This window comes from Ignavibacteriota bacterium (assembly GCA_016218045.1).
Classification (GTDB): Bacteria; Bacteroidota; Ignavibacteria; order SZUA-365; family SZUA-365; genus JACRFB01.
Genome location: JACRFB010000059.1, coordinates 133,101 through 157,383, shown reverse-complemented (window position 1 = coordinate 157,383; position 24,283 = coordinate 133,101). Strand labels below are relative to the sequence as shown.

The following is a 24,283-nucleotide window of genomic DNA, read 5'->3' as shown; positions in this document are numbered from 1 at the left end:
GTCAGGTTCCTATAGGGGGAATCTGTCAATACGATGCCGCGTTTCATCACATCAAAGCGAGGGTCCCATGATTGGTCTGATACGATTTGTGAAGACGCGTGGACGCACACGAATTGGATACCTTATCCTGCTGGTGATGTTGTCGTTTGTGTGTGAGACAGGAGCGCAGCCGGTGCTCAATTTTAAACGCATCACGGTCGACTGGCCCAGAGTCGAAATGTATTTCTCCGTGGGGTGCAACGGATTGCCAGTGTACTTCACCGACAAACAACATCTGGCGGTGATGGAAAACGGACTCCCCGTCGGATCCTTCGATCTGTGGTGCCCCGACCCGACCACACGCTGCCCGATGTCGGTGGCGCTGGTGTTTGATGCGGGCGGATCGATGGCCGGAAGCGGAAACGCCGGTGCAAGAGCCGCGGGCAATGCGTTTGTCGATTTGATGGACGGCACTGTCGACGAGGCCTCGGTCATATGGTTCTCGTCGACGGTTACCACCGCGCAACCAATGACCAAGTACAAGGATCTGCTCCACACCGCCATCAATGGTCTGCCCGCAAGCAGTCTCGGAAAAATGTGGGACGGCGTCTACCAGGGTCTGCAGTCCGTCGTGCTCACCGGCACCAATCCGTGCACGGCGGTCATCTTTCTTACCGATGGTCCGGACGCGGGAAGCACGCATACACAGGCGGATGTCATCTCGCTCGCCTCTCGCAACCGAATACGCGTTTTCCCTATCGGCTTCGGGCAATATGCTCCGACCGCAGCGCTGCAATCGGTGGCGGATCTCACCGGCGGCAGGTATTACCCCGCTGCGGAAGCAAATGAATTCACGGCTATTTACACCGAACTGTCACAGCTCGTGCGCCAGGGATTTCAGGAATGCCGCATCGTGTACAACAGCAGTTGTATGGACGGGAGCATGCGCAAGGTGGATCTCTCGGTGCTGAACTTCTGCAATGGCAACGACACAAAAACGAAAACATACAAGGCGGCATTGGATTCGTCCACGTTCATTCCATTGAATATCGGACTCGGCTCAGCGGCTACTCGCGGCTTGCAGACCGTCACCGTACCGCTGCAACTCTGGTCGCCCGTGGACCCGGCAGGAGTGTTTCACCCTGCGACGTGGACGATTCTCTTCGATACTACACGTCTGTCATTCACCGGCATCACCACACCGCCAGGTACGCTTCTCGAAAACGTGCCGGTCACAGTCACACATATTTCGGGCGGGATCATTCTGCAGACCTTGGAGAAAAAAGTCATTCACGCAACGACTATCCCCGAGGCACTGGCGCATCTCACCTTTACCGCCGCGGATCTCACGGGCAGGGACACGGTGCAGGTTCCGTTGGACCTCACCTCGTGGATGTTTGAAGCCGGATGTTTCCGTCCTGTATTGCAGGATGGAGCCGTCACCGTTGTACCGCGATCACCGAGTGTCCTCTGCGACATGGTGCTGCCCACCGCGCTCGCGTGGTCGTGGCGCGACCGGACCTACGTCGCGCATCCTTTCCTGGCAAAACAGGTGATAGTGAATACCGGGGACCTCGAAGCGACAAATACACGCTTCACTATCGAAATCGACACAGCCGACTTTGTGCTCGAATCTCCGCGTGTCTTCACGCAGGCCGGCGTTCCTCCCACAGCCGGTCCTGGTCTGTTCTCCGAAGGGGCCTGGGCCGTGTCGGCCAAACCTCGCGCGACTTCAGATACTCTGTTCATCTCGATGCTGGCGGAATTCGACAACCATCCTCCCGTTCGCTGCAGGAAAAAAATCTACGTTCCTTCCGCGTTGCACGTGCGCGCTGCCGATACACTCGTGAATTTCGGCGATGTGGTTGTTGGCCGCGAGCAGCAGCGGTCGCTGCGTATCGTGAATGATGGCACCGCACCGGTATCCATCCAGTCGGTGCAGGTGGCAGGCTTCAGTGCATCATCTTTTGTGGTGAACAGGGATCCCTCGGGAACGATACTATCACCGGGAACGAGTGCCGATGTGGATCTGGCCTTCCGTCCGTCGGCTCTCGGAAGGAGAAGCGCGGAACTGCGTATCGTTACTGATGACGAGCAGGTGCTGCTGATGCGTGTGGGCTTGACGGGGAACGGCGTGCAGATGGTGCCGCAGCCCCGTATGTCGCTGACAACGGATTCCATCGACTTTGGTCCCGTTCTCCTCGGCAACACCGCGCGCCGTTCCGTGTCCGTGCAGAATACCGGCGCGGCCACGCTGCATTTCCTCACGCAATCCATGACACGTTTTGATGCAGACCAGTTTACCATCGCCCCGCGCTTTCCGGATTCACTACGCATGGGTGAAAGGGCCAATGTGGAATTTGTCTTTACTCCGACACGTGTCGGACGGCTTCTGACGGAGTATACACTGACCGTCGACGACACCGCTCTGCGCAACCCTGTCATCCGACTTGCCGGAACAGGTGTGATCCAGTCGGCGCCTCATCTGACTCTCAGTACACGCCTGCTCGACTTCGGGAACATCCGGCTCGATACCAGCGCCGAACGCACGCTCGTTGTGTCAAACGCCGGGACTGCCGATCTCACGTTTTCCGTATGGCAGGTGCAGGGTCCGGACAGTGCGGACTTCACACTCCTCAGCGGTACAACTTCGACGCTGATACCCGGAGGTCAGACGGTTGTGACCCTGCGCTGCGCGCCGTCACAAATCGGCGGACGCCTGGCACACCTGACTATACGGAGCAACGATCCTCTCTCGCCCGACACCAGCGTCATCCTGTCCGCCAACGGATATCCCACGGCGCTAGATCGAACACCCGGATGGGCGCGCGACATTACGCTGGGCGAAATGTATCCGAATCCTGTACGCGGCGTGGGTGTGATACACTGCACGCTTGCACATGCCGGCACGCTTCGCATCACTCTGTGCGATGCGCTCGGCCGCGAGTTGCGTCTGCTCGCGCACGGGCAGTTCGAGGCCGGAGTGTATGCCATACCCGTGGAAACCATGTCGCTCCGCAACGGCACCTACTTCGTTCGTGTCCATACATCATCGGGTTCACTGGCACGCGGATTTGTTATTGCCAGGTAATCCTGCCGCGGTACACCCGCGTCGTTCGTACGCTTTGCAGTTTTTGATCCGTCCGTGCCGGATGCTCTTGGCTATTGCGGGCGAAAGCCGTACTATTCCGGCGTACATCCGGGGGTGTACCAGTCCGACGCTAGTGTTTCAACTCCTTGCGGCAGGAGGTCTATTTGTTGTCTGTACGACATTGCACCGTCCGAATTACTGGTATTACTTGCATCGGCTGTGTATGGCCGATAGAGATGTCACTTTCGGCACTGCCGGGAGTACGAAGCGCGTCCGTTGATTATGCGGAAGAAGTTCTGACTGTCGTCTACGATGGCGCTCTTCTGCGTCCGCACGATATTCTGTCGCGACTGCGCTCCATCGGACACGAGGCGGTAACAACAACGCTCGAATTCGGCATAGAAGCCGGTGCCGCAGCGGCACCACAGACGGATCTGCAAGCCCTTCTCGCGCAGACCGACGGTGTGCTCACCGCATCCGTCGACGCGGGGTGTGAACGTGTACGGGTGTCTTGTATCCCCGCGATGATATCCGTCTCTGACCTGACATCGCTGATACGGAACGCGGGATACAACATTCCCATCCCTCCCGCCGAGGCTGCGCCGGCCGACGAGACTATCCCGGTAACACGCGACACCCGAGCACGGGAGAAGGCACGGATATTCATTGGAATCGCACTCACGCTGCCACTTGTCGCCGTGAGTATGGCGCGTGACATGCTGAATGTGTCTTTTCACGGAGACATCCTTCTCCTCTTTGTGCTCGCGACGCTGGTGCAGGTCCTGATCGGAGGGCGTTTCTATGCGGGCGCCCTGCGCGGCCTGCGCGCGGGCCATCCCGACATGGATGTGCTCGTGGTTCTCGGATCGAGCATCGCATATCTTTCGAGTCTGGGTGTATCACTCGGCCTTCTGCCGGGCTCCGATGTGTATTATGAGACGGGCGCCGTGATTGTCACGTTGATCCGTGTCGGGAAATATCTGGAGATGGGTGCGCGCGCGCGCGCGGGTGGCGCCTTCGAACGTCTTCTGGCCACAAGACCCGAGACGTGTACGGTTCTGCGCGATGGAGCGGAGTACGTAGTGGCCTATTCTGACGTCCGAGTCGGCGATCTGCTTCGTATTCTTCCAGGCGAACGTATACCTGTCGATGGCATCATTACGCGTGGGTCTTCGCGTCTCGATGAATCCATGATCACCGGTGAGATGATGCCGGTGAGCAAGGGCCCGGGCGACACGGTCACCGGCGCAACGCTGAACCACGACGGCCAGCTCTATATCGAGGCCACGAGGGTCGGTGCCGATACGCGGCTCGCGCAGATCGCGCGCCTCGTGCGTGATGCGCGCACGGGTCGTGCGCCTCTGAGGAAACTCACGGACGAGGTGGGCCGGTATCTCGTACCCGTGATCATCGGATTCGCGGCATGCACCTGTGTCGGTTGGATGGTTGTGGCCGAGGCGGGATGGTCCGTGGCCATGATGAATACTGTTGCGGTGCTTGTCATCGCCTGCCCCTGCGCCATCGGCCTGGCCGCTCCCACAGCGGTGATGGCGGGCATGGCGGGCGCTGCGGAAGCGGGCGTGCTGTTCCGGAGCGGAGACATGCTCGAGCGAGCGGGACAGGCACACATCGTGGTGTTCGACAAAACCGGCACACTTACCACCGGCACACCCCGTGTCACCGACATTCTCCCATGTGACGGATATACTCCCGAAGAAGTGCTCCGCCTTGCGGCAAGTGTGGAGCGAGGGACCGATCACCCGATTTCCCGGGCACTGGCAAAAGAGGCGGAAGCACGTGCCGTGTTTATTGTTGACGCGGAGGACGTGCGAACCTTTGGCGGATCGGGTGTGCGCGGAACGATTGCATCATTGACCGTGGCCGTCGGGAATGAGTCCATGGCACGCAATGATGGAGTCGATACGGATGCGCTGAAGCAGCTCCTCGAACCGCTGCAAACGGATGGCAAGACAACGATAATCGTCACCGCGCGTGAGAGGGGAAGTGACACATCCGCGGTTCCCGTCGGCATCATCGCTGTTGCCGATACAGTGCGTCCCGACGCGGCCGCCGCCGTTGCCGATCTGAAAACGCTGGGCATCGACATGGTGCTGCTCACCGGCGACAGCCGGCGTGCCGCCGATGCGCTTGCCGGGCAGCTCGGCATTCCACGTGTGCTTGCGGAACGGACGCCCGAGCAAAAGGCCCGTGCCATTCAGGAACTGCAGGAGGCGTGTACGCTGGGGAATTACGCGCATCCGACGGTGATGATGGTGGGTGATGGAATAAACGACGCTCCGGCGCTTGCTCAAGCGGATGTGGGTATCAGTTTCGGAAGCGGCACCGATATTGCGCAGGCAGCCGCGGGGGTAACGATACTGTCGAACGAGGTGGGCGCGGTGACACAGGCCATACTGCGCTCGCGAGCGACATCGCAGACGATCATCCAGAACCTTGTCTGGGCGCTGCTGTACAACGTCGCCCTCATTCCGATCGCGGCGTACGGCCTGCTCGTGCCGATGGCGGCCGCGGGTGCCATGGTATGCAGCTCGCTTTTTATGGTCACCAACAGTCTCTATTTGCGCAGAACGACGCTGCGCTCCGACAGCCGTGTGCCGACGGCCGGACGCATGGTGCTGCGCCAGATCCCGCGACTCGCCGGTCCGGCGCTTGCACTCGGCCTGCTCATCGTGGTGCCGATGGTGAGCATGTCCGAGCCGATGGAGATACGCGGCGCGATTGCCGGCGCCATGACTTCGCCGGCCATGATGGTGATGGCCATTGCCAACGGCCTCATCGCCGTTTCGTACTCATCGATACCGTTTTTTCTGATCATTTTCGTGCGCAAACGCACCGACATGCCCTTTACATGGGTGCTCTTCCTCTTCGGACTGTTTATCCTGGCCTGCGGCATCACCCACATGGTGCATGTGGTGGGAGTATGGAGGCCGGTGGATGCCTGGCAGGCGCTTGTGGATTCGCTCTGCGCCGCCGTATCCTTTGCAACGGCCATCGCGCTGTGGCCCACGCTGCCAAAACTTCTCGCCATACCGAGTCCGACGCAGTTGCGCACTGTAAACGCGGCCCTGGAGCGCGAGAAGGACAAACTGCTCGAAACACAGCAGGCCCTGCAGCGTGCATACAACGAGGCGGATTCGCTCGTCGCAACACGAACACACGAACTGCGGGAGGCAAACGCGCGGCTGCGGGCAGAGATCGACGAACGTATTCGCGCAGAAGAGAATTTGCGCACGAGTGAAGCGTACTTCCGCAGCATCTTCGAAAACTCGCTTGTAGGATTTTCCATCACGAATCCCGATGGCACCCTTCGTACCAACGCAACCTTTCGGGCTATGCTCGGCTACTCAGAAGCTGAACTTGCGTCGCGAAATTGGATGGACATTACACATCCCGACGATGTAGAATCCTCGTTGCTGTTTGTAGCACAGGTCATGCGCGGCGATGTTTCCGCAGCGCGATTCGAAAAGCGATACATCACCAAATCAGGTCAGGTTATCTGGGTGGACCTCGCCACTGTGCTGCGTCGTGATGCCGCCGGCGAGCCGCTCTACTTCATCACCGCGATGCAGGATATTACTGCACGGAAACAGCTCGAGATGAAATTACGGGACGCCAACATCCATCTCGAGGAACGTGTGGCGGAAAGAACCGCGCAGGTGGAGGCCGTGAACAAGGAGTTGGAGGCCTTCTGCTACTCGGTGTCGCACGATTTGCGCGCACCGCTGCGGCATCTCGACGGGTATGTGGAATTGCTGCTCGAGAACACCGCGGGCCAACTCGACGAGACCGGCTCGCGGTACGCGGGCTGCATCTCGACCGCGGCGCGGCAGATGGGCGGTCTCATCGATGATCTGCTGAAATTCTCACGCACCGCCAAATCGGAATTGACAAAACGTCCCGTGGTAATGAATACACTTGTGCAGGATATCGTCTCGGTCCTGGATCAGATCCACACACAGCGTGTGATTCACTGGACGATCGGCGAACTGCCCGACGCGCCGGGGGAACGTAATCTGCTCCGGCAAGTCTGGACCAACCTGCTCGACAACGCGGTGAAATATACGCGGCAGAAGGAGCAGGCGCGCATCAGCATCAAGGGGCGCGATGCGGGAACATATGCTGAATACACTGTAAGCGACAACGGTGCGGGTTTCGACATGCAATATGCCGGAAAGCTGTTCGGCGTATTCCAACGTCTGCACACGAGCACGGAGTTCGAGGGGAATGGCATCGGACTTGCAACCGTGCAGCGCATCATTCTTCGCCACGGCGGCCGCGTGTGGGCGGAAGCGGAACTCAACCGCGGCGCAACGTTTCACTTCACCTTACCCTACGAACCGGAGGAGAACAATGGGTGACATGCGCAAGGTTCTGCTGGTGGAAGACAGCCCCATGGATGCAGAACTGATACTGGAGGGATTCACGCAGTTACGGCTTGCGAATGATGTCGTCCATGTGCGTGACGGTGTCGAAGCACTCGAATACCTGCGCAGGCAGGGACAGTATACAAACCGCGAATCGGGTGATCCAGTGGTCGTGCTGTTGGATGTGAAAATGCCGCGAATGGACGGCATTGAAACTCTTGCCGCCATTCGCGGCGATGCTGCCCTGCGGTATATTCGAGTGGTAATGCTCACATCCTCATCACAAGAGGAGGATATTCTGCGAAGTTATAAACTCGGTGCGGACGCCTTTGTTGTCAAACCTGTGCGATATCAGAAATTTATGGAGGCGGTGCAGGCCATCGGCCTGTTCTGGGCTATAGTGAACGAAAGGCCGCCGGACATCTTGTATCGATAACGTCTATCACGAGCGGAGAAATCATGTCTCAACCAGATGCGGAATTTCCAGCAGACGTGGGGAACATGGCATTGCGTGTCCTGTACCTCGAGGACTCGGAAGGCGACTATGAGCTTGTGTCCGCAAAATTGCGCAAGGAGTGGTTCAATGCGGAGGTCAAGTGGGTGAACTCCGAGCGACGATTCATTGCTGCACTCTCGGAACGTGTGTTTGATGTTATTCTCTCCGACTATGACCTGCCCGGATATAATGCACAGCAGGCGCTGCGTATCGCCCAGGAACGTGCCCCGACAACTCCGTTTCTGTGTGTTTCAGGAGCAATTGGTGAGGAGACCGCAGTTGATCTTTTAAAACGCGGCGCGAAGGATTACGTGTCGAAATTTCGTCTCGACCGGCTCTCCCTGGCCATACTTCGAGTGCTCGAAGAAAAGAGTAGTCTCGAAGCGCGGCATGCGGCGGAAAAGGCGCTGCGTGAAAGTGAATATCTGTACAGATCCTTGTTCGAGAACATGCTTAATGCCTTTGCTCTCTGTCGGATGATTGAAACGGACGGGTCAGCTCCCGATTTTATATACATCACTGTCAACGCGGCTTTTGAAAGACAGACCGGACTGACCGATGTAGTCGGGCGTCGGCTCAGCGAAATTCTGCCGAAAGCCGTGGAGCTTGATCTCGACCTGCTACGAATCTACGAGAATGTCGCCAACACAGGAGCACCACAGAGTTTGGAGTATTACATACAATCAATGGGGCTGTGGGTCAACCTCTCTGTATACAGCCCGATGCCGGCTCATTTTGCGGTGGTGTTCGACGTGATAAACGAGCGAAAACGTGCGGAGAAAGCGCTCGTGGAAAGCGAAACCAGATTCCGTGCACTCACGGAATACTCCGCGAGTTGGGAGGCGTGGTTTGATGCACAAGGCGCACTCGTGTGGATGAACAACAATGCAGTCACGTTTACAGGGTACACACCCGCGGAATATATCGACTCGGGCGACGTGTTCGGCATGATCGTGATCGAAGAGGATCGCGAGAAACTCCAACTTGCCATGCAGGACGCATTGCGTGGTTCTAGCGGCGACTGCCTTGAAATTCGTGCCAAATGTAAGGATGGTGGCACGATATGGGTGACGGTCTCCTGGCGTCCGCTATATGACGGGCAAGGCCACTTCATTGGATTCAGGACGAGCGCGCACGACGTGTCGGACAGGATTAAGGCCAACCTCAAATTGCAGGAACGGATGCAGGAAATGCAGCGATTTTTTAATCTCACAGTCGACCGTGAACTCGCAATGGTCGCGATGAAAAAGGAGGTCAATGCTTTGCTGCAGGCACTCGGAAAGGAAGCAAAATATTCGATTGATGAATGATGGACTTTCCGGAACCCGTGCGGGAAACGTTGCGACACAACTGTGGTGTGGATATTACGCAGTTCGAACCATCATTTGTGGAACGCTGCATTATGCAGCGAGTGTCCGCACTCATGTGTACGGGTGTATCCGAATATGTATCACTCATCGTCGAATCCCCGGGAGAGTCGCATCAACTTGTGAAATTGTTGTTCAACGGTTATAGCGCATTCTTTCGTAACACATTTACCTTTGCGGTGTTCGAACATACAATTGTACCGAGACTCACACGAATCTCGAACGAAACGCAACATAGAGAATTACGAGTGTGGTCCGTCGGTTGTGCGGCCGGACAGGAATCGTACAGTCTGGCGATACTCCTCGAAGAGGCCTCCGCGAAAGAGCCCCGCGGATTGCCCTACCGGATGTTTGCCACGGACTTATGCAAGGTGCAAATAGCGAAGGCCGCGTTGGGAGCATACCCGGAAGCGGCATTGCTGACACTGACGATGGAACGTGCATCAGAGTGGTTCACCGTCAGCAACGGCATGTGTGTGGTGAATGACGTCTTGAAACGCAACATTGAATTTTCCGTTTTCGATGTGTGTAATTCCAAACATGCGGCGCCCCCTGGCAGTATTTACGGCGGCTTTGATGTCATCATGTGTTCGAATCTTCTCATGTATTATTCCTCGTCCAAGCAGGATGTAATAATAGACAAACTTGTTGCTGCATTGAATCCCGGCTGCTATCTGATTGTGGGAGAAGCCGAACGGAGTCTTTTAGCAGATCGTGGATACAGCGAAGTCGTCGCGTATTCCGCAATATTCCGCCCATGACTATCCTCACCAACGCCATGACTGGACCGATCATGCACCTACGTAATTTTTCCATTCGCAACTGGCTTGTGCTGAGTCTCACCGCATTCATCCTATTTGATGTAACGATCGGCGGGGTTGCGATATGGCAGGCCGATAGGATTCACGAGCAGACACGTTTACTCTACAACCATCCGCTGACAGTACGTACCGCCATCGGCGTTCTGCGGGCGGATCTCCTCACCATAGAGCTGATGCACAGAAATCTCCGCTCGGTGATGTCACAGCAGGAATTGCTCGACGCGGAAGCGCAACTCCATGTCCTCCAGGCGCACTGCAGGGAGCAGGTACGAATATTCCGGTCGCAGTATCTCGGTCCGGCCTCCGATGTGGACACACTCTCTGTGAGGATGCTCGAATACGAGGTGGTTCAATCAGCGATAATGAACTGGCACAAGACGGGGGATAATAACGTACTCGGCCACAGTGAAGTAATGTCCAAGGAGGCGGAAAAAAGCTGGGGACATGTCATGAGGGCGTTGGATGTTATTGACCGCTTCGCTCGTGGCAGGGCCAGGGAATTGTACCAACAGTCAGAGGTGATCAATGCCGATCTTCAGAAACAAATGGCGACGTTGCTCACGTTCGTGGTATTTCTTTCTGTTGTAATTGGGGCGGGATTGATATTTACCATCAAACGGCCGTTGGGACTCCTGTTGAGCACCACGCATTCATTCAGAGAAGGGGAACTTGGCGCACGATGCAATTATCCATATTCCAACGAATTCGGCGTGCTCGCCACGGAATTCAACGCGCTTGCGCGCGAATTGGAGTCGTCGATCAACATTCGAAGCGGCGAAGCGGCGGTTGCCCGTGTGGTGCCGAATGCACAGGAACCGGCCGTGTTTTTTCAACAGCTTCTCGGCGTACTGATGAGCGAGACACGTTCGCAGATGGGTGCGCTGTATCTGCGTTCGAATGACGGTCGCACATTCACCCACCATGCTTCCATCGGGCTTCACGAGCAGGCACGAGCCAGTTTCGACGCCTCCACATTTGAGGGTGAATTCGGTCGTGCGCTCCAAACGCGGTCTCTTCAGCACATCACCATTCGTGATCTGGATGACACGAGATTGTATCTCGAGACGGTGGGTGGGTCGATCCGCGCCAGGGAAATCCTCACGCTCCCTGTGGTTATCTCCGACACCGTGATCGCGGTGGTGTCGCTTGCGACAACAAATACGTATGACACCTATGCCATCTCCCTCACGGAGAGTGTCGCAGACCTCGTCGCGGCACGTGTTGACAGTGCTCTGGGTGAAATGCGACGGATGGGGCTGCTTGAGAAACTGCATGGACTCAACCGCGAACTTGAGGTACAGAGTGCGGAATTACGCGTGCAGGCCGATGAATTGTCTCATCAGAATATTGTGCTCGAGGAACAAAAGCAGCGGCTCGATGAAGCGAATCGACTCAAGACGACATTTATTTCGACCATGAGTCATGAATTGCGGACCCCGCTCAACTCCGTTATTGGTTTGTCGGGAGTATTGACCCGGAAATTGGAAGGTCGAATCCCCGACGAAGAATACTCGTACCTGCATGTAATTATGCGGAACGGCAAACGGCTGCTTGCACTCATCAACAATATTCTCGATATCGCACGTGTCGAATCCGGTTATGAACACATGGAATACGACGAAGTGGATCTTTGCTCCGTTATCCGCGAGGTCGTGGAGCTTCATTCCGAGGATGCGAGAGAAAAAAACATAACTATGAATTATGAAGGACTCGATTCCCGCATACTCCTGTGGAATGATCCGGAAAAATTGAAGCATGTGCTTCACAATCTTCTCGCGAATGCCGTAAAGTTCACAGAACAGGGCTCCATCACTGTAACGCTGTCCCACACAAACGATACTGCAGCCATTGCGGTGTGTGATACCGGTATCGGAATTGCCGCCGGTGACGTGCCTTTCATTTTTGATGAGTTCAGGCAGGCCGATGCAAGTGCGTCCCGTCGATACGGTGGGTCAGGTCTCGGCCTGAGCATCGCGAAGCGATTTGTCTCGCTTTTGGGTGGAGAGCTGACCGTCACAAGCGAACCCGGCGTCGGCAGCACCTTCACACTCACGTTGCCGATACCCGGCGGCCGGCCTGCAATCCGGAAAGCGCCGACGTCTGCTGATGGTTCGAATGTGAACGCTCCCATCGATGCGCGCTCCGACAGGGCGGAGGGATACACGCTGCTCCTTGTCGACGATACGGAGGCGGCGATAGTACAATTGCAGGAAACTCTGGCAGGAGCCGGGTACAATCTCCTCATCGCCCGGAATGGCGAGGAGGCGCTCGCAATACTCAGACAGACCCGACCCGATGGAGTGATCCTCGATCTCATGATGCCGAAGATAGACGGCTTCCAGGTCCTCGGTGCCATCCGTGAAAATGAAGCCACGCGGACCTTGCCCGTGATAATCCTCACGGCGAAGGAGATATCGCCGGATGAATTGCAGTACCTGAGACGCAACCACGTGATACAGTTGATTCAGAAGGGTGATATCAACCGGGAGGAGTTGTTGAGCGCGGTGGCAGCCATCACACGTTCCGGCCATACAGCACCGAATCCAGCGGCACAGCGCCCTGTGATGACAGGCACGGAAGATGCCGCTTCCGCTCAGGCACTGGTACTCATTGTCGAGGATCAGCCCGACAATCTCCTGACCTTACAGGCATTGCTTGCGGATACATATCGGGTGCTCTCTGCAACAGACGGTCCGACAGGCCTCGCGCTTGCCGGCGAGCGACGACCGGATATCATATTACTGGATATTGCCTTGCCGGGCATGACCGGCATTGAGGTGTTGCGGCATCTGCGCGAGCATGCGGAGCTGCGATCGATTCCTGTGATTGCAGTGACCGCCAGTGCAACAGTGGAGGAGAAGGCGTGGATTCTTTCGCACGGATTTGATGGATACATTGCAAAGCCGGTGGATGCGACACTTCTGTTAGCAGCAATACACGAGGCGCTGAATGCATGATTTCAAGGCCCTGATACTGGCCATTGATGACGCAGAAGACAATCTTGTCACCATCAAGGCACTCGTGGGGGAGATCGCTCCCTCGGCGGAAATATTACTGGCACGTGATGGTATTGCTGGACTTGATGTCGCGCGGGTAACGCAGCCGAATGTGATATTCCTTGACATCGTCATGCCCGGGGTGAGCGGGTACGAGATTTGTAAACGACTCAAGGCGGATTCGACAACACGGGACATACCGGTCGTCTTTGTCACGGCGATGCGTGATGACAAGGCCAGTCGTATCCGCGCCCTCGAGTGTGGCGCCGATGGCTTCCTGCATAAACCGTTCGATCAAGTTGAGTTGGAGGCGATCCTTTCGGCGATGCTGAAGATCAACGAGGCGGGACGCCGCGACCGCGACGAACGCCGCGTTCTCCAGGAACTGGTCGAGGAACGCACCACCGAATTACGCAGAGCCCATCGCGCCACGCTGAACCTGCTCGAGGATCTGCACCGGGAAAATGAGGCGCGCAAGCGGAGCGAGGAGTACTTTCGACGCGTCTCGGCCATCACCAGCGATATTGCATATTCCTGTTCCGCTGAGACGAAAAATCGCTACACTATTGTCTGGATCACGGGCGCCGCGGAACGAATCACGGGGTACAGCCGGGAATATATCCAGGACAAGGGTTGTTGGAGATTCCTTGTCGTGGATGAAGATCAGTCGATGTTCGACGCGAATGTCGTGTCCGTACCGGCCGGTGCCAAGGCCACGTGCGAATTACGGATTCATCACAAGGACGGACACATCGTCTGGCTCGAATCCACCGTGGAGTGTGTCACAGATCCGGCGTCTGACGGTGCAACCATCCTATACGGCGGTCTGACCGACATCACCGAGAGGCGCCGTGTCGCGGAGGAATTACACGCGGCCAAGAACAGGGCGGAACATAGCGAGAAACTGAAGGACGCCTTTATTGCGAACATCTCGCATGAGATCCGCACGCCCTTGAATATCATTCTCGGGTACACGGGTGTGATCGCCGAGAGGTTTCTTCCGTTGGCGACTGATGGCGACAGGTCGTTTTTCGATAGTGTGCGACGTGGCGGCGACCGCCTGCTTCGCACCGTCGACATGATTCTCAATGTCTCCCGGCTGCAGGCAGGCGAATACACGCCTCATCCAGTGCCCATTGATGTTTCTGCGCTTATGCGCACCATCGCACTCGATCATCAACCCCTGGCCGAGGAAAAAAATCTGATCCTATGCACCGCGGATGAAACCGGCCCCATTGCCGTCGTTGCAGACGAATACAGCCTGGTTCAGGCGGTGAGCAACCTCGTGCACAATGCAATTAAATTCACGCCCAGCGGGCAAGTGATCCTACGGGTATTTCGAGATGCGCTGGATCGCGTCTGCCTCTCTGTGCAGGATACGGGTATCGGAATCTCCGAAGAGTATCTACCCATGCTGTTTACGCGGTATTCCCAGGAGGAGATGGGGTACACACGGGAATACGAAGGTCTGGGACTGGGCATGGCATTGGTCAAGGGATACCTTGATCTGAATCGTGCGGAGATTTCGGTCGAGAGTCGGAAGGGCAAGGGCAGTATCTTCACCATCACGTTTACGACCGGTGCTGATCCGAACGTCACACCGGTGTCTCACCCGGCCCCGCATCAAACCTACACGGCGCCCGAGAAAAGGACCGCGCCGTCAGATAAAGCCGTGGTGCTTCTTGTGGAGGACGATGAACAGACCATCGAATTTATGGAAGTGCTCCTCGGCGGGGATTTTATATTGCACACAGCCCGCACGGCGGAACTGGCGTGGGACATGCTCGCTACGATACCCGTCAAATTGGTGCTCATGGACATCTCACTCGCGGGTCATAAGACCGGTCTGGAACTCACCCGCGATATCCGCGCGCATAGTCGTATCGCACATATTCCGATAATAGCTGTGACGGCACACGCGTACGACACCGATCGCGCCATCTGTCTCGAAGCCGGCTGCGATGAATTTCTGAGTAAGCCGATTCGAAAGGCGGACCTGTTCGCGAAGATGAACGCGCTGCTGGAGAGCTGAAGGCGCGACGAAGTATTACCCCTGCGCGGGTTTCTTGTATACGTTTAATCCGACCTTCACATCCTCTTTTCCTTCCACGGAGATGTTCCCCTCGGTGGAGGCGATGATGATCGTTTTTCCGGACGATGACGGGCCGAATTCCTTGGTCACGTCGACCTTGATGATGAGGATGTTGCCGTCGAGTGTCATGTCCACATTCTTCATGATTCCTCCGCAATGATGTGTGTGGTGAAGTGACGGCAAGGTACGCGCTTTCGCGGACATGTGCGATATGATCCGCGTGGTACGCTGTTTTTTTTTCGCGCTTCCGGGGTCCGCTGCGCGGCGGAGGAGTGCTTCCGTGCTGCCGCACGGTGCAGATTCCGCAAAAGGCGCGAAATCTGTGCATTGACACTTGCAGTTGTCTGCGCAACATTGCCTCAAAGACAGACCGAAAGTACCACCATGCGTCCACGCATTCTCATAGTAGACAGCAATAGAGTCATCCGCGGATTCATCCGCAGTATTCTCTCGTCGAGGGCGGGCGAGATCCGGGAGGCCGTCGACGGCCGTGACGCCATCGCGCAATACACAAACTGGCATCCCGACGTGGTGTTGATGGAAGTGCGCATGCCTCACATGGACGGACTCGACGCCACACGCGCCATTCGCGCGATCGATCCACGGGCGCTGATAGTCATCGTCACCGACTACGATGTTGCGGACTATCGCAGCGCGGCCCGCGAGGCCGGGGCCACCGACTACGTGCTCAAGGAGCATCTGCTTCTTCTGCCGGATCTGATCGGCGATCTCAGCCGGCAACTGCACATCGGGGCATGAGCGGCATACCGCGGGCTGTGATACCCGTCGGCGCTCGCACCGTTCAGCGCCTGTTCAGGTCGGGAGGTGTTTCCGAATCATCTGCACGAGCCGCGCGCGTGTCACCGGCTTGGCGATGTACGCATCGCAGCCGGCATCGAGTGCCAGACGTTCATCTTCGGGGAAGGCATGCGCGGTCACGGCGATGACCGGAATGTGTGTATGCTGATCCGAGCCCCGCAGCCGCCGTGTGAGCAGCAGTCCGTTGACGTCACCCTCCAGCGACAGATCCATCAGGATGAGATCGACGGTATGCATCTGCAGTTGGTCCAGGGCAGCGGCGGCGGACGATGCAAACAACACGTCGAATGAATCTGTGAGAATGGATGCGAGAAAGTCCTGCGTGAGTTGATCGTCTTCCACCGCAAGGATCGTGGGTCTTTCCGTTGTTCTGTGCCCCGTCACCGCCGACTGCGCGGGAGCGGCGTGGAGAGGGGCAGGAGAAATACTTCCGTCCGCAGTCAGCAGTGCGCTCAGATCGAGCGAGAAGGTGCTGCCCTCGTGTTTTTTGCTCCGCACTGTGATCGGCACACCGTGAACGTCGCAATACTGTTTTACAAGAGTCATGCCCAGACCGATGCCTTGATACGTCTTGGTCATGCCCGTCTCCTCCTGCGAGTACGCTTTGAAGAGATGGGGCAGGTATTCCTCCGAGATGCCGACCCCCGTATCCGTGACGTCGAGCAAAAGGCGGCCGTCCGTACGCCGCAGGTGTACGGTTACCGAACCCTGCCTGGTGAATTTGATGGCGTTGTCGACAAGATTGATCAGGGCTTGTGAGAGAAGGTATTCGTCGGCTTGAATGATGGTTGTACCCTCGCTGTCGTTATGGAAGTCGAGGCCGATGGATTTGTTGGCCGCCAGCGGCGCGAGCCCGTCCAGAACCTTGCTGACCATGATCGATACATCCACCGGAGCGGCGCGCAGAAGTGTGTCGCCCGCCTGCATGCGTGAGACGTTCAATATAAGATCGATGGTGCGTGTCAACCGATCCGATCCCGCCTGGATGCGGTCGAAAATGCGTGCGAGATCCGCAGTTTGGTATGGATGCACACGTTCGCGGAGGATCTCCGTGAAGCCGAGTATACTGTTGAGAGGCGTGCGCACTTCGTGCGAGATGTTGGCAATGAAGGCGTCCTTGAGTTTGTCGGACCTTTCCGCACGCTCTTTCGCGGCGAGCAGTTCGGCCTCCGCACGTACACGCTCGGTGATGTCGTGACCGACCGCAATGATGCCGCTGGACCGTCCCTGCACATCCGGAAGGGGACTGGCATTCCACGAGATGATCCGCTGTGTTCCATCAGCCCGTGTGATCGGGTTCTCATGTCCGCGTGTCGGAACACCCGTGAGCACTTTCCGAATATCATTCCGCACTTCCGCACGGGCGCTTTCGGGAATAAACGTCTCCACGTAATTTTTTCCGAGAACGTCCTCGCGCGAGCGTCCGAACACCTTCTGCGCCTCGGGGTTGAACTCCAGAATGCTTTCGTCGGGGGCCAGAGCCACGATGACGCTCGCCGCCGCCTCGATGAGGGTGCGGAAACGTTCTTCGCTTTCCCGCAACTCGGATGTGCGCGCCTGCACCAGTTGTTCCAACGTCGTATTGATGGAGTGCAGGGCCTGCCGCGCCCGCCGTTCCTCCGACACATCCCGAAATACCATGATCACGCCTATCAGGGTGCCGTCGGCGTCGTGAATTGGTGCGGCGCTGTCGTCGATGGGGCATTCGCTACCGTCGCGCGCTATCAGCAGCGTGTTATTCGAGAGTCCGTGCTGCTCACCAGTTACCAGCACGCGCGCAACGGGAACAACAACGGGGACGCGTGTCTCCGCGTTCACGATGCGGAAGACCTCCTCCACGGGTCTGCCAAGCGCTTCCTGCTCGCTCCAACCCGTGAGTATTTCCGTCACGCGGTTGATGCGTGTGATGCGACCGTCGGCATCCGTCACAAGCACACCGTCGCCGATGGCGCGAAGCGTGACGGAGAGTTTTTCCTCGCGTTCATAGTGGTCGCGCGCCGTGTTCCGGCTCTTTTGCACAAGCACAAAACCCAGACAGACCACCGCCATGAGCAGTACCACGGTAATGCCGATACCGGCACCCTCGCGCCACAGTGGCGCGAATACCTCGTCGACACCGATCTTGCTCACAAGCAGCCATGGTGAGTCGGGCACCGCCATCACGTACGCGAGGACGCGGACTCCGCGGTGGTCGCGGCCCGTGAGTATGCCCCGCGCGCCGAGTACTGCACGAACGGACGGAAGTTCGGTGCGGCTCAACGGGAAGCGCAGCCGCGTCATCGATGCTGTACCATGCCCCACATCGTTCAGGAAGTGCACTTCCTGGGCATACCCTTGCACCAACATCGCCTCCGCCGTCGGGCTTAGGACGGGCCAGAAACGGACCAGCGTGTCCAGCGAGGTCAGCGTCCGCGACTGGAGTATTACCAGACCGAATGCCGATGAACGCGTTGAGGACGGATCGATGAGTGGAGCTACCACCGCGATATGTGTCTCCGAGGAATCGCGACCTGGGTACACGTCGCTGAGCAGCGGCCTGCCCGCTCGCAGCGCGCGTTCACACATGTGACGCATCTCGCCATCGACCTCCCCGGATGATCCTCCGGTACTCAACAGAATATTTCCAAGAGTATCGGTCAGGATGACATCGTTGTATCCGTAATACACGGTCATGGCGCTGATACGTTGCAGGAGTTTTTCCTGCAACGACACATCGCCGCTGCGCATCCACTCCCTGGCGGCTTCCTTAAAGAGGAGACTCGAGTTCAACACTGCGGCGTCACCGAGCCGTTCTTTTCGCCACTGTTCGATCTGATGCACCTTGATCGTCGAGATGGCGGTGAGTTGATTCACCGCCTCCCTTTCATAGAGTACATTCTGTGTTCGGAAGCTCCACGCCCCGCGTCCCAGGATGGCCAGGCAACACAATACGCACACGGTCAACAACCAGCGCTGGCCCTTATAATTCCAGTACCACTTCTCCAAGCCTGCGCCCGTCACGATCCCGAATGCAAGCAGCACGAAGCACACTGCCGTACCCACAGCCATCGGCACTGTGTGCCCGTCGTAGAGCAATGGCGCGTTCATGATGTAACTCAGGAGCACCACAAGGCCAAGACTCAATACCGTGCAACCCATCACCAGGGCCGTCAGACGTGCCGACCGGTGCCGTGTTATCCAGGGCATGCTCAGGACCACACCGAGCGAGCACAGAAGGAAGGCGGCGCCGGTGAGTGGCGACATCCACCCTGTACGGACACCCGGGAGATCGCCCGCGCGTAGCGTGAAGTGCCGTTCAATTTCAATGGACCCGCGCCAGTCGGTGTTGGTGAGCACTGTCGCGAGCACCATCAGAGGCAGCACCATCGATACCAGTGCCGCACGTCGCGATTGCAGCAGCCGGGTGCGCAGGAACATCAACATACTGAGCAGGACGAAGAGCCACGCCGTCGCCGGGGCCATCGGCACGTACCCGTGCCCGAAGGTGCCGTATCGCCACTCTCCGAGCAACCAGCCCACACCTATCACGAGTCCGATCACTCCGGCAATACTCACACTCGTGTTGGAAATCGGCTGGAAGTCGCCGGAGATGGACGGCCACGTGTTTCCCGCCCGCCGGCCGTTCCCTGATGCTGCCGTTTGTGCCATCGAGTTCATCACCTGACACTCCTTTCGAGGGATGAGACACCGGAATCTTGCACATGGAAAGGAGAATGTCAAGAAAAAATAATTCCATTTTCAGGATATACAGATCCGTTACACGGATATTCCCCGCGCCTCGGTTCACGGAAAATATTACGATGGGTACGTCCGATAATTCCACGCCTGGACACTGGCATACGTACGCTGGGACCCGTCACTCCGTCGACGTGTACTCGCTGCCTTTTTATCGCGGCGCGTTAAACGTATCCCGCTTGACCGGTACAGCGTTGCCGTTGTCCCGATACACCTTTGCCATTGTCCCGGTACACCGCAATCGCGGCCCGATACACCGTTGCCGTTGTCCCGTTGCACCGTTGCCGTTGTCCCGGTACATCGCGAGCACGGCCCCATACACCGTTGCCGTTGTCCCGATACACCTTTGCCATTGTCCCGGTGCGTCGCGAGCACGGCCCCATACACCGTTGCCGTTGTCCCGATACACCTTTGCCATTGTCCCGGTACACCGCAATCGCGGCCCCATACACCGTTGCCGTTGTCCCGGTACATCGCGAGCACGGCCCCATACACCGTTACCGTTGTCCCGATACACCTTTGCCATTGTCCCGGTACACCGCAATCGAGGCCCGATACACCGTTGCCGTTGTCCCGGTACACCTTTGCCATTGTCCCGATACACCACAATCGCGGCCCCTTACACCGATGCCGTTGTCCCGATACACCGCAATCGCGGCCCGATACACCGTTGCCGGTGTCCCGATACACCGCAATCGCGGCCCGTTGCACCGTTGCCATTGTCCCGGTACACCTTTGCCATTGTCCCGATACACCACAATCGCGGCCCCTTACACCGATGCCGGTGTCCCGATACACCGCAATCGCGTCCCGATACACCGCTGCCGGTGTCACGATACACCAAAGCACACATCGTCATTCAGTGCCGGTGGTTTGGTGCTTCGATTGGGCCCTGATATTTTATGGGTAATACAATGGAGTACCCATGGAAAAGAGTGCGATGAATGCAGAGCTGGCAACGTATGAGTGGCTTGGCCGAATAATCGATCTCTTCGGGGTACTGGCAGGATCCATACTTGCGTGGATTGTCGTGGAATCAAGCCCGTGGTCCTCTCCGGATTTTACCGGATTTACCGGTGATATTCGGGATCTTCTCCTGCTCGCCATGCTGATGCACTCCATACATTTCCTCAGCTTCAAGGAGTATGGCTTCATGAAGAGGGGTGGTGTCAATGTGCTTCTCAACTTCGTTTCAGGCAGTATAGTACTGCTCCTGTTCCGGCTTTTTGCCTCAGGCAATTGATTGATCACATCACGATTACACACGGCACAATGCAGACAATACTCATCATCATCAACGACGCGCCGTACGGAACTGAAAAAGCATACAATGCTCTTCGTATGGCCATGACCTTGCAGAAGGAACACAGCAACAACGTTGCCGTGAAGATATTCCTGCTTGCCGACGCGGTCTTCTGTGCACTGCCGAAGCAGAATACACCGACGGGGTATTACAACATCGAGCGTATGCTGCAGTCGGTGCTGCAGAAGGGTGGGGAAGTGAAGAGTTGCGGTGGCTGCTCCGAGGCGCGTGGCATCAGCGGCCTGCCTTTCATCGAGGGAGTGCAACTTTCCAACATGAAGGAATTCGCGCAGTGGACGGTGGAGTGTGACAAGGTGCTGACGTTCTAGGCGGTGTGTCGCGCTGAAGGCCTGTTTTCACAGGAGGAACGGAGAAAAGGAGGTTTTTTCTTGCGGCCTTCGGCCGCTGTCCCGCTCTCCCACTGTCCCGCTCTCCCGCTGTCCCGCTGTCCCGCTGTCCCGCTGTTCCGTCGCGCTTCGACTCCGCTCAGCGAGACACAGGTTCGCTGTCCCGCTCTCCCGCTGTCCCGCTCTCCCGCTGTCCCGCTGTCCCGTCGCGCTTCGACTCCGCTCAGCGAGACACAGGTTCGCTGTCCCGCTCTCCCGCTGTCCCGCTGTTCCGTCGCGCTTCGACTCCGCTCAGCGAGACACAGGTTCGCTGTCACGCTCTCCCGCTGTCACGCGGCCCCGCTCTCTTCGTCGGTGTTGTCCGCATCCGCGTTCTCCTCGTCTTCCGCTGATATAAGTAGCGACGACGGCAGTGCCTTCTTCGCCTTGATGCCGAGTTTTTTTAGTCCCTCGACACGTGTGAGCAGATTGCCTTTGCCGTCCTTCAGCATGTTCATCGCCGAGGTGTACCGGACCTGCGCCTTGTCGATCGATTCGCCGACTGAGGCGAGGGTGTCCACAAAACCCGCGAACTTGTCGTAGAGAGCGCCACCCCGCTCCGCGATCTCGATGGCGTTACGGTTCTGATATTCACGCTGCCAGAGATCGGCCACGAGCTTTAGCGCTGCGATGAGGTTGGTCGGACTCATCAGCAGCACACGCCGCGAATACGCGTAATTCCACAGCTCGGGATCGTGCTGCAGCGCCGCGAGGAAGGCCGGTTCGATGGGCACAAACATCATCACAAAGTCGAGACTCTGTGTGAAGTCCGGATAGTTTTTCCTGCTCAAACCCTCGATGTGCCGTTTGATGGAATCGACATGCTGTTTAAGCGCGGCGGACTGTTCCTCGCGCGAGTCGGCGGCCGCGTACCGTTTGTATGCAAGAAGCGACACCTTCGAATCGATGATCACCTTACGGTCGCCGGGGTACGAGACCAGCACGTCGGGCTGCATCTTCGATCCTTCCTCGTTTTTCAGCACCGATCCGGCATCGTCGCGGAGGAATTCCTGCACAACATACTCGCGTCCCTTCACCAGGCCCGACTGCTCGAGGATTCGTTCGAGAATCATTTCGCCCCAGTCGCCCTGCGTTTTCGAATTCCCCTCGAGGGCCTTGGTGAGATTGGTTGCGTCGAGACTGATCTGCTGGTTGAGCTTCACCAGTTTTTCCACTTCCTGACCCAGCGAGAAGCGCTGCTGGGCCTCCTTGTCGTACACATCCTCGACCTTCTTCTTGAACTCGAGCAGGTTGTCGCCGAGCGGTTTCAGAATGGTCTCGATATTGCTTTTGTTCAGCGCCGTGAACTTCTCCGCCTTTTCATCGAGGATCTGCGTCGCGAGATTTTTAAACTCCGCCTCCGACTGGCGGCGTATCGCCTCGATCTCCGATTTCTGCGTCGTGAGTTTCTCGTCAGCCGCCTGTTTCTGTGCGCGCAATTCCGCGAGCTGCGCGTTTCGTTCTTCGATGTCGCCACGCAGTTTTTCGAACGACTCGCCGAGCGCGGCGAGTGCGGCGCGTGTTTCCTCGGCCTGCTGCCGCGCTGCCTTGAGTTCGGCCTCCCGCGACGACGCCGCGCTCGACAGCGCCAACACCGCGTTCTCCTTTTCGCGGAGCGACGTCAGCGCCTCTTCCCGCTGCGTGGCAAGTGCGCGGCCGCGTTCCTGTTCCACGCGGAGTTCGGTGACGGTCTGATTCAGGTTTTGTGCCGCCGCGTCGAGTTCCGCGCGTGGGACGAGTCCCTGCCGCGCGCGCTGCGTTGCGATGGTCCAGCCGATGACCGCGCCGAGAATAATACCGCCGAGAAGGAAGAGGATGTCCATGTCTGCCCTTGCAAATGTTCTGTTGAAAGCTAGCGTATTTCGGGTCGAAGGACAAAGGAGGGACGCTGCGCGTCACTGCGCCCCTGTAACCTTGTGCGGAGCGGCGTGTCTTCATCGTATATACACTTCCTCACGAACCGAGACAGCCGCGTGTATACCGACCCGGCGCGGCGGCTGTCATCATTCATGGATGGATTCGGAGAGACTCATGAAAAAGCTCCTCACGCTTATCCTGTTTGTCGTCGCGACGGACAGGTCCGCGTCCCAGATCGTGTACACCGACGTGGTGCCCGACAGCACCGTGTCGGCCACCCAGGCGCAGGTCATCAAATCCTACAACATCGATCTCGACAACGACGGCACGTACGAGATGGAACTACGCCACTTCAATCCTGATCCGAACAACCTCGCGGTGGAATTGCATCGCAATCCGCACAGCACCGTGGAGCCGCAGGTGCTGACACATGCCAGCGGTCACGCGCGTGTGTTCGGAAACGGCATCGTGATCTCGTCGTCCTCATCGTATTGGGGGCAGGATCAATACGGAATCCTCGACGCCCCGTGGTATGGGGGAGGGGACAAGTATTTCGGCTTCCGCTTCAAGCGGAGAGGGGAATGGCATTACGGGTGGGCGCGTGTCAGCATGCCCGCCGACGCGTCGAGTTTCACCATCAAGGATTACGCGTACGAGGAAATGCTCAACGCGCCCATCACCACAGGCAGCGGCAGCACCGGCATCGAGACTTCCGCCGCCGCGGGAGTGTCGGTGTACATCAACGCCGCGGAACACCAGCTTGTGCTCACGTACCCGGGACGGGATGTACACGAGATCACCCTGCTCGACATGCTCGGCAGAACTGTGCAGCACGCGGCCGCGGGCGCAACGACGACACGGTTCGATACACACGGACTCGCGCGCGGTACATATTTCGTGGCACTGAGTCCCGGGCGAGCGGCGGGACAGTTCCTCGTGATTCGACTGTGAATCAC

The 24,283-nt window shown here is 57.6% G+C and carries 14 protein-coding genes; 11 read left to right on the top strand and 3 right to left on the bottom strand.

Annotated elements, in window-relative coordinates:
- Window positions 1-67: 67 nt before the first annotated feature.
- The 7 genes from HY962_15540 (at window position 68) to HY962_15510 (ending at window position 15,167) form a co-directional block, all read left to right on the top strand.
- A complete protein-coding gene (locus tag HY962_15540) occupies window positions 68-3,070 on the top strand; it encodes a choice-of-anchor D domain-containing protein (GenBank protein MBI5648344.1) in 3,003 nt (1,000 codons plus the stop codon).
- 167 nt (window positions 3,071-3,237) lie between these two features.
- The gene (locus HY962_15535; GenBank protein MBI5648343.1) at window positions 3,238-7,449 is read left to right on the top strand and encodes a heavy metal translocating P-type ATPase; all 4,212 of its coding nucleotides are present in this window, start codon (window positions 3,238-3,240) and stop codon (window positions 7,447-7,449) included.
- Window positions 7,442-7,891 (top strand): response regulator, encoded by a 450-nt coding sequence (locus tag HY962_15530; protein MBI5648342.1) that lies wholly within the window; start codon window positions 7,442-7,444, stop codon window positions 7,889-7,891. Before HY962_15535 ends, HY962_15530 begins: the two co-directional genes overlap by 8 nt.
- Before the next feature lie 23 nt (window positions 7,892-7,914).
- On the top strand, window positions 7,915-9,261 hold the full coding sequence (locus tag HY962_15525; GenBank protein MBI5648341.1) for a PAS domain S-box protein: 1,347 nt from the start codon (window positions 7,915-7,917) through the stop codon (window positions 9,259-9,261).
- 179 nt (window positions 9,262-9,440) lie between these two features.
- A complete protein-coding gene (locus tag HY962_15520; GenBank protein MBI5648340.1) occupies window positions 9,441-10,079 on the top strand; it encodes a hypothetical protein in 639 nt (212 codons plus the stop codon).
- A gap of 32 nt (window positions 10,080-10,111) precedes the next feature.
- Window positions 10,112-13,096, top strand: a complete 2,985-nt coding sequence (locus HY962_15515) for a response regulator (protein MBI5648339.1) — start codon at window positions 10,112-10,114, stop codon at window positions 13,094-13,096.
- Entirely contained in the window at window positions 13,089-15,167 is a 2,079-nt protein-coding gene (locus HY962_15510; GenBank protein ID MBI5648338.1) for a response regulator, read from the top strand. The genes HY962_15515 and HY962_15510 overlap by 8 nt, the downstream gene beginning before the upstream one ends.
- A gap of 15 nt (window positions 15,168-15,182) precedes the next feature.
- Here HY962_15510 and HY962_15505 read toward each other — a convergent pair whose 3' ends face one another.
- A complete protein-coding gene (locus HY962_15505; protein MBI5648337.1) occupies window positions 15,183-15,371 on the bottom strand; it encodes a hypothetical protein in 189 nt (62 codons plus the stop codon).
- Between the two features lie 240 nt (window positions 15,372-15,611).
- Between HY962_15505 and HY962_15500 the strand changes: the two genes are divergently transcribed.
- Entirely contained in the window at window positions 15,612-15,986 is a 375-nt protein-coding gene (locus HY962_15500) for a response regulator (GenBank protein ID MBI5648336.1), read from the top strand.
- Between the two features lie 54 nt (window positions 15,987-16,040).
- Here HY962_15500 and HY962_15495 read toward each other — a convergent pair whose 3' ends face one another.
- Complete coding sequence (locus HY962_15495) at window positions 16,041-19,703, bottom strand: PAS domain S-box protein (protein ID MBI5648335.1); 3,663 nt, start codon at window positions 19,701-19,703, stop codon at window positions 16,041-16,043.
- Between the two features lie 1,003 nt (window positions 19,704-20,706).
- Between HY962_15495 and HY962_15490 the strand changes: the two genes are divergently transcribed.
- Window positions 20,707-21,024 carry a hypothetical protein gene (locus tag HY962_15490; GenBank protein MBI5648334.1) on the top strand — a complete coding sequence of 106 codons (318 nt, stop codon included), beginning with the start codon at window positions 20,707-20,709 and terminating at the stop codon, window positions 21,022-21,024.
- 29 nt (window positions 21,025-21,053) lie between these two features.
- Window positions 21,054-21,413: a DsrE family protein gene (locus HY962_15485; protein ID MBI5648333.1), complete on the top strand. Its 360-nt coding sequence runs from the start codon at window positions 21,054-21,056 to the stop codon at window positions 21,411-21,413.
- A gap of 347 nt (window positions 21,414-21,760) precedes the next feature.
- On the opposite strand, the gene rmuC is transcribed toward HY962_15485, so the two are convergent.
- On the bottom strand, window positions 21,761-23,293 hold the full coding sequence (gene rmuC / locus HY962_15480) for a DNA recombination protein RmuC (GenBank protein MBI5648332.1): 1,533 nt from the start codon (window positions 23,291-23,293) through the stop codon (window positions 21,761-21,763).
- Between the two features lie 208 nt (window positions 23,294-23,501).
- Here rmuC and HY962_15475 point away from each other — a divergent pair, with 208 nt between their 5' ends.
- Window positions 23,502-24,278: a T9SS type A sorting domain-containing protein gene (locus HY962_15475; GenBank protein ID MBI5648331.1), complete on the top strand. Its 777-nt coding sequence runs from the start codon at window positions 23,502-23,504 to the stop codon at window positions 24,276-24,278.
- The last annotated feature ends 5 nt before the right edge of the window (window positions 24,279-24,283 follow it).